Genomic DNA, 15,466 nt, shown 5'->3' with positions numbered 1-15,466 from the left:
CGCTAAACCCAAGTAGGGAATAGCGTATAGTATCGTTACTTTATATCCTTCGCCACTTCCCTACGCCAGTACTGTCTGGATCAGGTTCCAGGAATTATAAAGTCTCTTCTTTACTCTCAGCCTTAAGATAAAAGGCACTTCCAGTGGATGATTATATGATTATTAGCGTTTAATTTAACTACATTCTACAAAAGAATATGGCTGAATTCAAATTTTAATACTGTTTTTAATTTATAGAGATACGTTTTTGATAAAAGATATATGCTTAAATGTGCATGAATAAAGGCAAAATAACAAATATTAATTGTTTTAATAGGTAATTCAAATTATTGCAAATAATTCGATGTATATTTGTTGGTTTTATGCATTAAAGTTTATAGAAATTAAATTTAAATAATTAGTTAAAATTCGGTGAGACACTGATTTTATGGGCATTTAACATAAAAATAGTCAAATTATTCCGATGTGACGGCTAAGAATATGCAAAAAATATAAAAAAATTGACAAAAATGTGAATTTAATATTGAAACCGCTTCCGCAATCTGCTAATATGATAAAAAAATAACTTAAAAAGTCTATGATGACAGTGTTAAAAAGGGAGTCATATAACATCGTTAGACAGACTTTTTTTGAAACTTCTTCAACAGCAATTTAAGAAACGACAAAATTTAAGGAGTAACAAAAGTTATGATTCAAAAAAGAAGTAATGTTCGTTGGTACTTTGCAATCGCGTTCTTTATTATTGGTGTCATTGCGTACATGGACCGTTCAAATATTTCTTATATCGCGCCACAAATGATGGCAGATTTAGGAATGGACAAAAAGCAATTTGGGTTATTAGCATCATTCTTCTCATTAGGTTATGCATTAATGCAGGTACCTTCAGGAATGTTAGCCGAAAAATTTGGGCCAAGAAAAATGATTACGATAGCATTATTATGGTGGAGTGCTTTTACTATTTTTACAGGTATGATTAAGCACCATGGCTTGCTTTACTTTGTAAGATTTTTATTTGGTGTTGGGGAAGCACCAATGTATCCATCAAATGCAGTTTTTAACTCGACATGGTTCTCTAAAACAGAAAAAGGTCGTGCTTCAAGTGCATTGCTTGCAGGTTCTTATTTTGGCCCTGTGCTCGCACCCATTGTAACGATAGCCATTGTTAATGCATTTAACTGGGAGGCAGTGTTCTATATTTTTGGTGCTGCAGGTATATTAATTGCGATTCTTTGGGGAATTATCGCTAAAGATTTACCAGAACAGCATAAAATGGTAAATGAAGCAGAAAAACGTTTTATTATGGAAAATCGTGATATTGTGCAAACATCAAAATCAGTAGCACCTTGGGGACAATTCTTCCGTCGTTTTAGTTTCTATGCCATTGCAGGACAATACTTTGTAGTGCAATTTATCATTACATTATTCTTAATTTGGTTGCCTACATATTTAACTGAACAATATCATGTTGCTTTTAAAGATATGGCAATTAGTTCATTGCCTTGGTTAATTATGTTCTTCCTCATTTTATCAGCGGGTGCAATCTCAGATAAAATTTTAAGTACAGGTCAATCACGTTTTGTATCTAGAGGTGTGATTGCGATTGTAGGATTTATTGTTTTTGCTGTAGCCATTTTCTTTGCCGTGCATACGGAAAATCTATATGTCACTATTTTCTGGTTATCATTAGGACTTGGTGGTATGGGTATTTCAATGGGAATGAGTTGGGCAGCAGCTAATGATATTGGACGTAATTTTGCAGGTACTGTATCAGGTTGGATGAACCTATGGGGCAATATCGGTGCATTAGTAAGTCCATTCTTAGCAGGTGCGTTAGTAAGTTCTTTGGGATGGACAATGACTTTCCAATTGCTTATTATTCCAGCAGTAATTGCAGTAATACTTTGGTTCTTTGTAGCACCAGACAAACCATTGCTTAAAGACGAAAGTAAAACTTTAAAATAAACTTATTACTAGAGGAAATCTCTACTATATTTGAAATAAACAGTTGAAGATAAAAAGTCTTCAGCTGTTTATTTCATTCATGAAGGATTATAATAAAAGTATAACTTTAAAGGAGTGAATGTGATGATTATTATTAACGCTAAATTAAAAGTAGCAGTTGAACATCGAGAGGCATATTTATCTCTAATGAAAGATTTGGTAGATGCCACACAACAAGAGCCTGGTAATTTATTTTATCATCACTATGAGGATGTTACAGAACCTAACTCATTTGTAGTTGTTGAAAATTATCGCAATCAACAAGCCGTAGATGCACATAATAAATCTGCACATTTTAAAGTATTTAGTGATAATATTGGCAAGTACGTGAGCGAGCAACCTGTGATTGATGTTGCAGAAGTCAAATGAGAATAATATGCTAGTAAGTATGATGTTTGGATTATTCTAGTGTATATTTGAAAAGAATGTGGTGTGTTTTAATAAATTGCTTTAACAACACATGTGCAATAAGTAGCATCAGTAAAGTTTACACGTTTAATAACCTCTTTTCCAATCATGGAAGAGGGGTTTTTGATGTGTAAAGCTCTTGCTCATAGCACTATAGTTAATGGTAGAATAGAAAATATTGTGACATAGAGGATTGTTTCAAATTATTGATAGAAAGGAGAGATAAAGGTGACTTCATTATTCACATCGCTAAGCCAAATCAATAAAGACAAAATAGATTATCTTAAAGGCTTACGACAAGGATTGTTAATGATTATTCCAGCATTCATAGGTTACTTTATGGGTTACTTTAGTCTTGGAGTTCTGGTGGCAACAGGCACATTATCTCATATTTATGTTTTTAAAGGTGCAGCAAAGTCTATGATTAGAACGGTTATTGTTTGTTCTTTATCCTTTACCACCTGTATGATGCTAGGCACATTAACTGTTATACAACCTGTGTTGTATGGGCTTTTACTACTTATTGTTACTGTCATACCGTATTATATGTTTAATGCTTTAAAAATTGCTGGGCCATCATCAACATTCTTTATCGTAACATTTGCCTTATCTAGTAACTTGCCTGTCGATCCGGCTAGTTTTTGGGTGAGAGGTTTAGCAATGTTAGTTGGGGGATTACTAGCAACAATTGTTGTCTTAATTACGATATGTCTTACCAAAGAAAAGCCTGAAGACCAAGCAATTAAAGCGGACTTCCAAATGATTCAACACTTAATGCATCACTATGATAATCCCGATGCGTTTAAACAAGCAACACAATCTGCGGTAGCAACTTTTAATAATTCAGATAAACTTTTAATCACATCAGCAGCTAATCGTCATGATAAATATAGCGCGCGTTTTCAAAAGTTATTACTCTTACATACTACAGCACAAGGTATTTATTCAGAATTACTTGAATTACATGAGAACCAAGTGCGCCCTTTGCCACAAGACTTAATTCAAATGGTTGAAATGATTGTACATAATGCTACTAGCAAAGGAGAAAAGCAGCAATTATGGTCAAAAACTGTCGATATTGATAATACATTCGATAATTTAGAACAGCATATTTTAAAAATAGATGCGTTAGTTCATGCTCAAGACACGCAACTTGAACATGAGGCCAAGGTCCGTCAACCACTATACAGTAAACGTATTATTCAGAATTTAACACTTGATTCATTTGTTTTTAAAAACACTTGTATTTATGCGCTTGTTATGGCAGTTGCTATCTTCGTGGCATTAGCATTTAATATTCAAAAGTCATATTGGATTGTAATTTCAGCTCATACAGTCATGCTTGGTATGACAACTGTTCGAATGTTTGACCGTGCATTCGCTCGTGGCATTGGAACAATTCTTGGGGCTTTGTTATTATCCGGTATTCTTTATTTCCATCCTCATACGATGATTGCCGTTATTTTAATGGGGGCAGCTGCAGCTATGACCGAAGCTTTTGTAGGTGCAAATTATGCTTTTGCCGTTATTTTTATTACCACGCAGGTCATTTTACTCAATGGTTTAGCTTCAGGAAATTTATCGATGGAGATTGCCTATACACGCATATTGGATGTTATTATCGGAATTACTATTGCTATAGTAGGAATTTTAATATTAAATCGTAAAACGGCATCATCTATGTTGCCTCATACAATTGCAGAAGTTGTACGTAAAGAAGCTAGCGTATTTCATTATTTATTTTCAGCAAACTATTATGACAACGATGCGTATACACGTACAGAAAGTGTGGATTTATCGGTTAAAATGTCGAATATGATTCAAGTATATCAATCAGCAAGTGGTGAAATTTTTAGCAATAGAGAAGTAATTAATTATTACTATCCTAGTATTTATGCGTTAGAAGAAATCAACTTTATGCTAATGCGCGCAATGGCTGATCACCAGCGCTATACCATTTCAGATACACAGTTAGGAGAATATTTAGTAACATTTGAAAATATCGCGAAACATTTCGATATTCAAAGTCAGTTAACCTTAAATACACTTTCAGATTTACCACAATATAACTACATTAAATCGGCTTTGATGAAACTACAAAACAATTGTTTGGCTGAGCGTAAAGACATTTCGGATGCCGAAGATGGCAGTGCTACGCAACAAGGCTGATGGGTTTATATCATGGCGTATAGGGTATGTTATTAATTAAATACGTGTTATTGAAGGAGTGTTATCATGCCTTGGACAATGAGCGATTATCCGCCTTCTTGGAAGAATTTAGCGCAACTTGAACGTAAAAAAGCGATTGACATTGGAAATGCAATGCTCAAGGATGGTTATGATGAGCATGATGTGATTCCAATTGCTACACAGCAAGCAGAAAAATGGTATCAAGATGCAACCGAATCAGAATTAGAGCAACTAAAGCATAAACATATTACACAACACGAGAAAGATAATAGTGCGCAACCACAACTAAATGATCACAACGTTCATGTATATTTTGAGGATGAAAAATGGAAAGTTAAAACATCAGGAGCAAAGCAGGCAACAGCAACTTATAATACTAAAAAGCAAGCAGTAGAACGTGCACAAAAGATTGCAGAAAATCGACATACCCACGTAATCACGCATAAGAAAAATAGTCAATAATATTACTAAGAGTCTGGGATATAATTATATTTCAGGCTCTGAGTTCTATATTGGCATTAGTTGACTGGATTGAAAATACGCTAATACCAAGCTTTTTTCAATCCTAGTCAATCTTGCCGGGGCGGGACTAAGAATTCATAATGAATGCTGTCCCGCTCCCTTAATTATATAATGATGTGAGTGATAACAGTGTTAATTCCTTATGTTTAAGTCAAAATTCGTTATAATAGACATGTAACGAAGACGGGAGGAAGTAATATGTACGTAGAAAGAAAGCCATCACTTTACATAGAAGACTTAAGACATGAATTTAATAGCAATATTAACAATTTTAAAAATAGCGATGAAGCCTTTAATACATTAATTGGCTTTGTTGAATTAGATCATATTTATTCATCTGCACTAAAAGAAATTTGTACTAAGCTAGATATTTTAGATGATAACTTTAATTATGTTTATAAGCATAATCCAATTCACCATATGGAACGTCGTATAAAGGAAATGAGTAGTTTAGTGAAAAAGCTTAAGCGCAAAGGATTGCCTGTCAATGCACAAAATGCGAAAGAACATATCATGGATATCGCCGGCATTCGTGTGGTCTGTAATTATTTAGAAGATATTTATGAGATTGAGCGTATGCTTGTACAACAAGAAGATGTTGAATTATTAAAACGTAAAGATTATGTTGAACATCCTAAAGAAAATGGTTACCGTAGTTTACATCTTGTTGTAACAATTCCAGTATTTTTATCAGATAGTGTCCAAATCACACCAGTTGAGATTCAAATTAGAACCATTGGCATGGATATGTGGGCAAGCTTAGAACATAAAATACGCTATAAAAATAACGCAAATACGGAAGACTACAAAGACCGCCTAACAGAATGTGCCAATGAAATTACAAACGTCGAAGCAAAAATGCAACAAATGCATTCCGAAATATCAAAACGATAAACGACCATGGAAAAGAAGACGCCAAGCATTTCATGTTCTGGTGTATGCTTAACTATATAGAAGTTCACTATAATAGTGACTATTAATATAAAAATAATTAAGGTGTTATAAGAATGAACAAACAGAATTTTTCGACAGAACAATATACATTGAAACATTATGATCATGAGCAAAGCGAAGTCGTATTTGCTGGAGATAGATCATCATCAGACATCATTGTCTTTATTCATGGTGCGATGATGACTTACCGTATTATGGCAATGTTCGAGCCGTACTTCAGAGAATATCAAATGATTTTTGTCAATTGTCCAGGCAGAGGAGAAAGTTCCGAATTAACAACAACGAAAGACACTTTAGATGATTATTCTGAGAGGATATATGATGTATTGAGTCAAGTGGTTGAGCAGCATGGAATTAAAAAGATGATGTTGCTAGGCTATTCAATGGGTGGCATGATAGCGACACGACTACTTAAATTTAATACATTACCAATTACACATCTTGTCTATTTAAATAGTGCAGCTCGGATAACCCCGAATACCAGTATGCTGTCGCGATTATTTTCAGGTGATAGTAAGCGTGAACATTTAAAGGATGAAATGGCAGCAATAAAAAACTTGCCACAGTATATATTAGATAAAACAGTTTATGCCAAAACTGAAAGTGCTAAAGATATATTTTCCTTTTTAGCACCAGTAAAAACGATATTAACCGATATTGAATATTCAATTAAAGCGGACTATTTACCAGACATTGAAGAGATTGAGCAATTTCCTAAACTGCTATTTATATCTGGAGAAGATGACGAAATTATTCCTTATACTGATTCGCATGAAACGCTACTAAAATATCAAAAGTTTGGTGGTACTGCAGTTGAAGTTGTTTACCCTGGTATCGGTCATTTAGATTTTCCTACGGTCCTAGAATCTCAAGAAGATGATACGAAAGGTATTGTCGATCAAATAAAAGCATGGGTAGCTTCATAAGTGGGTTTTAAGACTGCCGTATGTCTAAAATTTTAAAAATTTTTAAAAAAAGCTTGCACGTGACGTAAGGTCATAGCGTACGTTAACGGTAGGAGGTGACTTGAATGTCTCAATATAGTATCGGAGAAGTAGCACAGCAGTTTAATATTACAGTGCGTACATTACAGTATTATCACAAAAAAGGTTTATTGCTACCTGCAAGTACAACGGATGGACAACGACGTATGTACAATGAACAAAGTTTAAAACGTTTGAAATTAATCTTATTGTTGAAAGAGTTAGAACTGTCGCTTGATGACATTAAGAAATTATTAAATGACGATCAACAACTAAAATCTTTGAAACTGATATTACAATTGAAGAAAGAGAACTTAGAACAAGACATGCATGATGCAAAACGCACTGTCGATACAATTAATCAATTACAAAGGATGATTGCACAACATTCTACTTCTCCAATAGAAGAATTTACAGACATTCATCTAATGATGACAAAATCAAAACAACTTAAATCTTTTTATCGACGTCTATGGTTAAGTGCGGGTGTGATAGGGGTTATTCAATACACAAGTATTGTTATTAGTATTATACACCGCAGCGCGCTACCATTTGTCAAAGTTCTACCATTGTTGGTGATTTATGGGATAGGTATTGTATATTTTTATCGACACTATATTTATTATTTATGCCCAAATTGTCACACACGCTTTAAACCAGGAATGTGGTCATTTATTAAAGCGCGACATACGATGCATACACGTAAGCTCTCTTGCCCACATTGTCACGAAACACATTATTGTGCTGAAGTTAAATAGTCCATCAGTTATACAATCCTCCAAACTTTTATTAAAAAGTGTTGGGGGATTTTTTTATGCTTAAAAAGTAAAAATATGACCTTAAAATGTATCATTGATTAGTTCAATACAGCTGTGCAATCAAAAAGAAAGCGCTTGCAAAAGCAAGGGTGATATATTAATATACTTGTATACAAGTTAGATTGTAATAAAAATAAGTGAGGTGATGAGATGACTGACCATTATCCAGTTGCTTGGCAAGAAGGCATGACGAAAGGTGAAGCACTGGCAGCCGAAATTCGTTTACAAATTGTTAAAGGTACAATACAAACAGATACATTGTTAACCGAAAATCAAGTGGCAAAGCAGTATAACGTAAGTCGTTCCCCAGTGCGTGATGCCTTTAAGTTATTACAAACCGATCAACTGATTCAATTAGAACGTATGGGCGCGAAAGTATTAGCATTTGGTGAACTAGAGAAAAAGGAAATGTATGACTTGCGGCTTATGCTTGAATCATTTGCTTTTGCCAAAATTAAAGATAAAGACCTTCAAAGTATTGCGAAAAATATGCGCAAACATCTTGAAATGATGAAAGTTGCAGTGCAATTTGAGGATGCCGAAGCATTTACAGAACATGATTTTAAATTTCATGAAACAGTTATTTTTGCTACTAATCATCAATATTTAAAAACGTTTTGGCATCATTTAAAACCGGTAATGGAAGCACTAATTCTACTTTCTATGCGACAACGTATGCAGCAAGATATAGAGGATTTTGAACGCATTCATCATAATCATAGCGTTTTTATAGATGCTATTGCGTCTTATGATACAGCAAAGTTACGTGAAGCATTTCATTTAAACTTTGATGATGTTGGTAAAGACATTGATAGCCTTTGGTTACGTTAAATAACAAAGAAAGAGGGGTTCGTTATGAAATATATGATTGGTGTCGATATTGGAACGACAAGCACAAAATCAGTACTTTACGATGAACATGGACAATTTATTATGAAACATCATATTGGTTATCCACTGCATACACCAAACGTTGATATTTCAGAAGAAAATCCTGATGAATTATTCGATGCAGTACTAATGACAGTTAAATATGTCGTGCGTGAGGCAGATATTGCTAAAGAAGATATTAAATTAATATCCTTTAGCGCACAGATGCATAGTCTCGTAGCCGTCAATGCAGCGTACCAACGCTTAACTGAAAGTATCACTTGGGCGGATAATAGAGCCAGTCACTACGCAGAACGATTAAATAAACAACATCACGGTTTGAATATTTATCAACGTACGGGTACACCTATTCATCCGATGTCGCCGCTAGCAAAAATATTTTGGATGAAACATGAACAACCAGAAATATTTCAGCATACAGCGTACTTTTTAGATATCAAATCTTACATATTACACCAACTTTTTGATACGTTTGTCATCGACCATTCGATGGCATCAGCTACAGGCTTATTTAATTTAGAAAAGCTAGATTGGGATGATGAGGTGCTTGATTTACTAGGTATTTCAAGAGATCAATTACCTCAGCTTGTATCGACAACGCATATTTTAAAAGGCATGAAAAAGCGTTATGCAACATTGATGGGCATAGATGAAAATACCCCTGTGATTGTTGGCGCAAGTGATGGTGTACTTTCTAATTTAGGTGTGAATAGCTATCGGAAAGGTGAAGTTGCAGTAACAATAGGGACTTCAGGTGCAATACGGACGGTTATTGATAAACCACGCACGGATTACAAAGGACGTATTTTCTGTTATGTGTTGACAGAAAATCATTATGTGATTGGTGGTCCAGTAAATAATGGTGGTGTCATCTTGCGCTGGTTACGTGATGAACTTTTAGCCAGTGAAGTAGAGACTGCAAAGCGTTTAGGCGTCGATCCTTATGATGTGTTAACGAAAATTGCTAGCAGAGTAACACCAGGAGCGGAGGGATTGATTTTTCATCCGTATTTAGCGGGAGAGCGTGCACCGCTGTGGAATGCTGATGCACGTGGCTCCTTCTTTGGTTTAACGCTATCACATCAAAAGGAACATATGATACGTGCAGCATTAGAAGGTGTATTATTCAACTTATATACGGTGTATTTAGCTTTGATAGAAGTCATGAATGAAACGCCAAATAAGATTAAAGCGACAGGTGGTTTTGCGAAAAGTGAAGTATGGCGTCAAATGATGGCGGATATTTTTGATACTAAGTTAATTGTGCCAGAAAGTTATGAAAGTTCGTGTCTAGGTGCATGTGTCTTAGGCTTATTAGCATTAGGTGAGATTGAAGATTTTTCTGTAATCGAAGATATGGTAGGAACAACACATCATCATGAGCCAAATCCGGATACGGTACAGATTTATCAACAATTAGTATCTATCTTTATCAACTTAAGCCGTTCACTTGAAGATCACTATACAGAAATAGCTGCATTTCAACGTAAGAATATAAATTAAAAATGATTAAAGAAGAGGGGATTGCCATGTTTGGAGAAATTTGGCCATTAATCAGTGTTGTCCTAGGCATTATCATTCTACTAGGATTAATTATAGGTTTGAAACTCAATACATTTATTGCATTAATTATTACATCAGTAATAACTGCGATGTTATTAGGGATGCCATTAAGCAAAATTATGACGACAATCGAAGCCGGAATGGGTAGTACGCTTGGACATATTGCGTTAATATTTGGGCTCGGAGCTATGCTTGGAAAATTACTTGCAGATGGTGGCGGTGCAAACCGTATTGCCGATACTTTGATTAACAAATTCGGTCAAAAGTACGTACAATGGGCAATGTTAATAGCTGCATTTATTGTCGGTATTGCACTGTTCTTTGAAGTAGGATTAGTCTTATTAATCCCGCTAGTATTCACGATTGCTAAACGCGCAAACGTATCTGCGCTTAAATTAGGATTGCCAATGGTCACTGCTTTATCAGTGACACACGGATTTTTACCACCGCATCCAGGGCCTGTGGTTATCGCTAAAGAATTGAAAGCAGATATTGGTCAAGTCTTATTATTTGGTATTATTATTGCGATTCCAGTAACGATTATTGCAGGACCTGTCTTTAATAAGCTTGCACAAAAAATGGTGCCGTCTGCATATACTAAGGTTGGCGATATTTCATCATTAGGTACACAAAAAAAATTTACAGAAGCAGAAATGCCAAGTTTTGGTTTGAGTATATTTACGGCAATATTACCTGTGTTGTTAATGTTGTTTTCTACAATCGTACAATTGATTACAGGTCACAGTAAAGCGACTAATGGTTTTGAATCTGTTGTTTACTTTATAGGTACAGCAGGAACAGCAATGTTGATTGCAGTTATCTTTGCTATTTTCTCAATGGGCTTACATCGTGGCAGAAAAATAAATGACATAATGGAATCTGTAACGAATGCAATTTATCCTATTGGCATGATGATTTTAATCATTGGCGGTGGAGGTACATTTAAACAAGTACTTATTGATGGCGGTGTCGGTGATACCATCTCTAAAATGTTTGAAGGTTCAACGATGTCACCTATTTTACTCGCATGGATTGTAGCTGCAGTATTAAGAATATCATTGGGTTCAGCAACCGTTGCAGCAATATCCACAACGGGTATTGTGCTACCCTTACTGCAACATTCAGACGCAAATGTAGCACTTGTTGTGCTAGCGATTGGTGCAGGAAGTGTCATCTTATCACATGTAAATGACGCTGGCTTTTGGATGTTTAAAGAATACTTTGGTTTAACTGTTAAAGAAACCTTCTTAACATGGTCAATGTTAGAAACGATAATCTCTGTGTCAGGAATTATTTTCATCTTGTTCATAAGTCTGTTTGTCTAAACATATATCATCATAGCAATAATATAGTGTAGTATGAAATATCAGTTAAAATCCCTATCAATACACTACAAATAATGATAAAATTTAAACTGAAATTGAAAGGGGTTACTAAACGATATGAAACAAATAAAAAAAGCCATCATACCTGCTGCTGGATTAGGGACACGTTTCTTGCCAGCAACTAAAGCGATGCCTAAAGAGATGTTACCCATTTTAGATAAACCAACGATTCAATATATCGTTGAAGAAGCGTCACGTGCGGGAATTGAAGATATTATTATCGTGACTGGGAAACATAAACGTGCCATCGAAGACCATTTTGACAATCAAAAAGAATTGGAAATGGTATTAGAAGAAAAAGGGAAAACAGAATTACTAAAAAAAGTCCAATATTCTACGGATTTAGCTAATATTTTTTATGTGAGACAAAAAGAACAAAAAGGTTTAGGACATGCGATTTATTCAGCGCGACAATTTATAGGTGATGAGCCATTTGCGGTATTATTAGGTGATGACATAGTAGAATCAGATACACCAGCAATCAAACAACTAATGGATGCGTATGATGAGACTGGTAAGTCCGTTATTGGTGTGCAAGAAGTAGCAGAATCAGACACACACCGTTATGGCATCATAGATCCTTTAGAGAAATATGGTCGTCGTTATGAAGTTAAACAATTCGTTGAAAAACCAGCACAAGGTACTGCACCGTCAAATTTAGCTATTATGGGACGATACGTCTTAACTGCCAATATATTTGATTATCTAAAAACACAAAAAAGAGGCGCTGGAAATGAAATACAATTGACAGATGCTATCGAACGCCTAAACAAAGATGATCAAGTATATGCATACGATTTTGAAGGTGATCGCTACGATGTTGGAGAAAAACTTGGGTTTGTTAAAACAACGATAGAATATGCTCTCAAAGATCAAGAAATGAAAGAAGAATTAACACAGTTTATTAAAGATTTAAATTTATAAACTCGATAATTCAAAAATATTGATAACACTAAACGAACACTTCACTTATTGTTTAACTTAACAAAAAAGTAAAGTGTTCTTTATTATTATGTATTAAATTGATTGTCATAGTTGTTCACCTGGGTCATAGTTTTAATTATATTAGCATTATATACAGTAATATAATGGAATTTAAAGTGAATGAAATATTAAAATGAAATTAAATAAATAATTTAAAGCATTGATAAATTCTACTAATAAAATACTATTTAAAATAAGCTGAAATACTGGAAAGGTGGGGCATAATGAATTCAAGAAAAAGAATGGCTTTGGTTTTGCTTTTTATATTGCTAGTTATCAGCTTTTCAATCTTTTTACTACATAAACGTCAAAAAGATCATTACATAGAAGTACAGTAGAAGCGGATTGATTTGTATTTTAAACATAATCTTAAAGAATATCATTCAATGAAAGTCACGAGTTTTACAAAAAGTCCAATGGGTAGTTACTTTGTAAATGGATATGTTAATAATAACCAAAAATATTACTTTAAAATACTGATTTCTTCAGTTAATGAATTTCAATTCATTAAAGAAGTAGGGTATAACCCCAAAACACTTGGAAAATTATTTAAAGAGGAAGAGGCTAAAAACAAAATAGGAGCAGATGAAATCATTAAAAAAGAACATTTAGACAAGGAAAAATATGAAGCACAACCACCATTTATTTGGGGGATATAAAGTGACTTAAAATAATATTTAATGAGATGACCATAGGTTACATTTGTCATATATTTAAAACGTTTTGAACTAACGTCTGGATTTAAAGTAGTCCCATAAGATATGTGTAGTTAAAATCAGTCCCATGGCAAAGAAGAATACAATAATAACGTTTAATATTATGCTAAAAACATTATAAATTGGTAAGTAGCTCAATAGGAGAAACATTGGTATAAGGAAGATTAAATCCCACCAACCTATTGCTTTTAATGTCTCTCTAAAATTGTTCATTCTTATGCACCTCATATAATTAAAAAGTTAGTAAACACATTGTTCTAGTCATTTAAAGTTATAGAATGACAATTTAAACAAGAATTATAACAGCACCTACGTCTTGGTTCCAATATATAGACGTAGGTGTTGTTATTCAACCTTTTACATAGGCGAGATTGTAGTAAATTATTTAAAAACGGCTTGATTGATTGCTTGTGCAGTTTGTTCAAAGTGGTCGACACTTAAAGATACATAGAGTTTGATTTTAGGTTCTGTGCCGGATGGGCGTAATGCGATAAAGCCGTCATTAAAATAAATTTTAATGACGTTAGCTGTCGGTAATGTTATAGGCGATGTGGTTTGTGATACGAGATTGATTTTTTCTCCTTTTTCAAAATCTTCAATGGCTGTAACTTTTAGACCTGCTATATGATGAGGTGTATGTTGTCTAAAGGTTGTCATAAGTGCATGAATTTTTTGTTTGCCAGCAGTGCCTTCAAAGGTATGAGAAAACAACTTATCATGGTGATATCCAACCGTTTCATAAATTTGGTTTAATACATCTTTTAACATTTTACCTTCGTTTTTCAATTGGGATGCATATTTAATAATCAAAGGGACGATTTGTACTGCATCTTTATCGCGTACAAAGTCACCAGCTAGGTAACCATAACTTTCTTCATATCCAAATATAAAGTGTTCATCAGCTGGTAGCTGCCTGATTTCCTGGGCAATATATTTAAAGCCTGTGAGTACTTGACGAGTGTTGATATGGTTATGCTGCGCTAGGCGCACATTGAGTTCGCTGCTGACAATCGATTGTATCATTAGACGATTTGTCATCTTTGCTGTTTGCTTGATACGATAATTTAACAGTAAAGCACCAATTTGATTGCCATTATAATAATGTATATGACCAGCTGCGTCACGTTCAGCAATTCCTAAGCGATCAGCATCTGGATCTGTACAAATCAGTAAATCTGCGTTCGTTTCTTGAGCTAATGACACTGCTTGGTCAAAGGCCTTATGATCCTCTGGGTTTGCACTTGTCACTGAGCTGAACTCCGCATCTGGTTGGCATTGTGCTTCTACTAACTTGTAATTCGTAAAGTGAAGTTCATCCAAAATATTTGGGACAACAGGGACACTCGTACCGTGTAAACTTGTAAAGACGACCTTTAAATCTGATGATGGAATATTACCTACGAGTCGTTGAACATCATTAAAGTAATGGTTACGCACCTCAGTTGGTACAGCATAAATATTCTCTGTTTTATTTCCAATGTCTTCATAAGTATTGAGTGAGAGTGGATCACCCAGTTGCGCTATGATGTCACTAAGTTTATTAGAAGGTTCGGTAGATAATTGCCCACCATCAGCACCATAAACTTTAATACCGTTATAGTCTTTAGGGTTATGGCTTGCTGTAATCATGACGCCAGCAACTGCTTCTAAATATCTGACAGCATATGATAAATCTGGTGTAGTGCGATAGGTGTCTGATAAGTAAACAGTGATATCATGACTTGCGAGAACATTTGCTATGATTTGAGCAAATTCTGGTGATAAATGTCTTGTATCATAATGTATGACCGCAGACGGTGTTTTGTGCTGTTTTAGCAGAAAACGTGATAGTCCGATAGCCACTTTATTTACTGTAAATTTATTCAAACGGCCTTCCCCTAGACCGAATTTCCCTCTAATACCAGCAGTACCAAAGGCAAGCGTAGTATCAAATCCTTCATCTTGTTCTTCAGCTGATTGCTGTTCGTAGAAAGTATGCGTTAAACTTTCTTTGGCTTTAGCAATCCATTGGTCTTTGTTCATTTCGACGACATCCTTTTCTATATTTATAC

14 protein-coding genes and 1 riboswitch are annotated in these 15,466 nt (G+C 34.6%); of the genes, 12 read left to right on the top strand and 2 right to left on the bottom strand.

Going from position 1 to position 15,466, the window contains the following annotated elements:
* Nucleotides 1–40 precede the first annotated feature (40 nt).
* A riboswitch (TPP riboswitch) is annotated at nt 41–152 on the bottom strand.
* Between the two features lie 535 nt (nt 153–687).
* The 12 genes from CD041_RS08590 (at nt 688) to CD041_RS08535 (ending at nt 13,358) form a co-directional block, all read left to right on the top strand.
* Nucleotides 688–1,962, top strand: coding sequence for a pyruvate MFS transporter (locus tag CD041_RS08590; protein WP_002460411.1), 1,275 nt, complete (start codon nt 688–690; stop codon nt 1,960–1,962).
* Between the two features lie 123 nt (nt 1,963–2,085).
* Nucleotides 2,086–2,370, top strand: coding sequence for a putative quinol monooxygenase (locus CD041_RS08585; RefSeq protein WP_070648215.1), 285 nt, complete (start codon nt 2,086–2,088; stop codon nt 2,368–2,370).
* A gap of 267 nt (nt 2,371–2,637) precedes the next feature.
* Nucleotides 2,638–4,578, top strand: a complete 1,941-nt coding sequence (locus CD041_RS08580) for an FUSC family protein (RefSeq protein WP_080606508.1) — start codon at nt 2,638–2,640, stop codon at nt 4,576–4,578.
* 66 nt (nt 4,579–4,644) lie between these two features.
* The gene (locus tag CD041_RS08575) at nt 4,645–5,061 is read left to right on the top strand and encodes a DUF2188 domain-containing protein (RefSeq protein ID WP_002478641.1); all 417 of its coding nucleotides are present in this window, start codon (nt 4,645–4,647) and stop codon (nt 5,059–5,061) included.
* Nucleotides 5,062–5,319: 258 nt separating this feature from the next.
* Nucleotides 5,320–6,015, top strand: coding sequence for a GTP pyrophosphokinase (locus CD041_RS08570; protein ID WP_002460404.1), 696 nt, complete (start codon nt 5,320–5,322; stop codon nt 6,013–6,015).
* 113 nt (nt 6,016–6,128) lie between these two features.
* Nucleotides 6,129–7,001, top strand: coding sequence for an alpha/beta fold hydrolase (locus CD041_RS08565; RefSeq protein ID WP_002460402.1), 873 nt, complete (start codon nt 6,129–6,131; stop codon nt 6,999–7,001).
* Between the two features lie 104 nt (nt 7,002–7,105).
* Nucleotides 7,106–7,816, top strand: a complete 711-nt coding sequence (locus CD041_RS08560; RefSeq protein ID WP_002460401.1) for a MerR family transcriptional regulator — start codon at nt 7,106–7,108, stop codon at nt 7,814–7,816.
* 210 nt (nt 7,817–8,026) lie between these two features.
* Entirely contained in the window at nt 8,027–8,707 is a 681-nt protein-coding gene (locus tag CD041_RS08555) for a GntR family transcriptional regulator (RefSeq protein WP_070648217.1), read from the top strand.
* A 24-nt stretch (nt 8,708–8,731) separates the two neighbouring features.
* Nucleotides 8,732–10,270, top strand: coding sequence for a gluconokinase (gntK, locus tag CD041_RS08550; RefSeq protein WP_070648218.1), 1,539 nt, complete (start codon nt 8,732–8,734; stop codon nt 10,268–10,270).
* A gap of 26 nt (nt 10,271–10,296) precedes the next feature.
* On the top strand, nt 10,297–11,655 hold the full coding sequence (locus CD041_RS08545; protein WP_070648219.1) for a gluconate:H+ symporter: 1,359 nt from the start codon (nt 10,297–10,299) through the stop codon (nt 11,653–11,655).
* Nucleotides 11,656–11,772: 117 nt separating this feature from the next.
* Nucleotides 11,773–12,639: a UTP--glucose-1-phosphate uridylyltransferase GalU gene (gene galU / locus CD041_RS08540; protein WP_080606509.1), complete on the top strand. Its 867-nt coding sequence runs from the start codon at nt 11,773–11,775 to the stop codon at nt 12,637–12,639.
* 410 nt (nt 12,640–13,049) lie between these two features.
* Nucleotides 13,050–13,358: a DUF1433 domain-containing protein gene (locus CD041_RS08535; RefSeq protein WP_080606510.1), complete on the top strand. Its 309-nt coding sequence runs from the start codon at nt 13,050–13,052 to the stop codon at nt 13,356–13,358.
* A gap of 69 nt (nt 13,359–13,427) precedes the next feature.
* Here CD041_RS08535 and CD041_RS12205 read toward each other — a convergent pair whose 3' ends face one another.
* Nucleotides 13,428–13,628, bottom strand: a complete 201-nt coding sequence (locus tag CD041_RS12205; RefSeq protein WP_002478646.1) for a DUF6007 family protein — start codon at nt 13,626–13,628, stop codon at nt 13,428–13,430.
* A gap of 168 nt (nt 13,629–13,796) precedes the next feature.
* On the bottom strand, nt 13,797–15,437 hold the full coding sequence (locus CD041_RS08525; protein ID WP_070648220.1) for a phospho-sugar mutase: 1,641 nt from the start codon (nt 15,435–15,437) through the stop codon (nt 13,797–13,799).
* Nucleotides 15,438–15,466 lie beyond the last annotated feature (29 nt).

The sequence above is a fragment of the Staphylococcus lugdunensis genome, assembly GCF_002901705.1.
Classification (GTDB): Bacteria; Bacillota; Bacilli; order Staphylococcales; family Staphylococcaceae; genus Staphylococcus; species Staphylococcus lugdunensis.
The sequence above is the reverse complement of the archived record's forward strand: the minus strand, read 5'-3'. Positions and strand labels throughout refer to the sequence as shown.

Excerpts from the sequence above, each read along its gene's own strand:
- CD041_RS08590 (WP_002460411.1), top strand. The coding sequence starts at position 688 with ATGATTCAAAAAAGAAGTAATGTTCGTTGGTACTTTGCAATCGCGTTC.
- CD041_RS08585 (WP_070648215.1), top strand. The coding sequence starts at position 2,086 with ATGATTATTATTAACGCTAAATTAAAAGTAGCAGTTGAACATCGAGAG.
- CD041_RS08575 (WP_002478641.1), top strand. The coding sequence starts at position 4,645 with ATGCCTTGGACAATGAGCGATTATCCGCCTTCTTGGAAGAATTTAGCG.
- CD041_RS08570 (WP_002460404.1), top strand. The coding sequence starts at position 5,320 with ATGTACGTAGAAAGAAAGCCATCACTTTACATAGAAGACTTAAGACAT.
- CD041_RS08565 (WP_002460402.1), top strand. The coding sequence starts at position 6,129 with ATGAACAAACAGAATTTTTCGACAGAACAATATACATTGAAACATTAT.
- CD041_RS08560 (WP_002460401.1), top strand. The coding sequence starts at position 7,106 with ATGTCTCAATATAGTATCGGAGAAGTAGCACAGCAGTTTAATATTACA.
- CD041_RS08555 (WP_070648217.1), top strand. The coding sequence starts at position 8,027 with ATGACTGACCATTATCCAGTTGCTTGGCAAGAAGGCATGACGAAAGGT.
- gntK (WP_070648218.1), top strand. The coding sequence starts at position 8,732 with ATGAAATATATGATTGGTGTCGATATTGGAACGACAAGCACAAAATCA.
- CD041_RS08545 (WP_070648219.1), top strand. The coding sequence starts at position 10,297 with ATGTTTGGAGAAATTTGGCCATTAATCAGTGTTGTCCTAGGCATTATC.
- galU (WP_080606509.1), top strand. The coding sequence starts at position 11,773 with ATGAAACAAATAAAAAAAGCCATCATACCTGCTGCTGGATTAGGGACA.
- CD041_RS12205 (WP_002478646.1), bottom strand. The coding sequence starts at position 13,628 with ATGAACAATTTTAGAGAGACATTAAAAGCAATAGGTTGGTGGGATTTA.
- CD041_RS08525 (WP_070648220.1), bottom strand. The coding sequence starts at position 15,437 with ATGAACAAAGACCAATGGATTGCTAAAGCCAAAGAAAGTTTAACGCAT.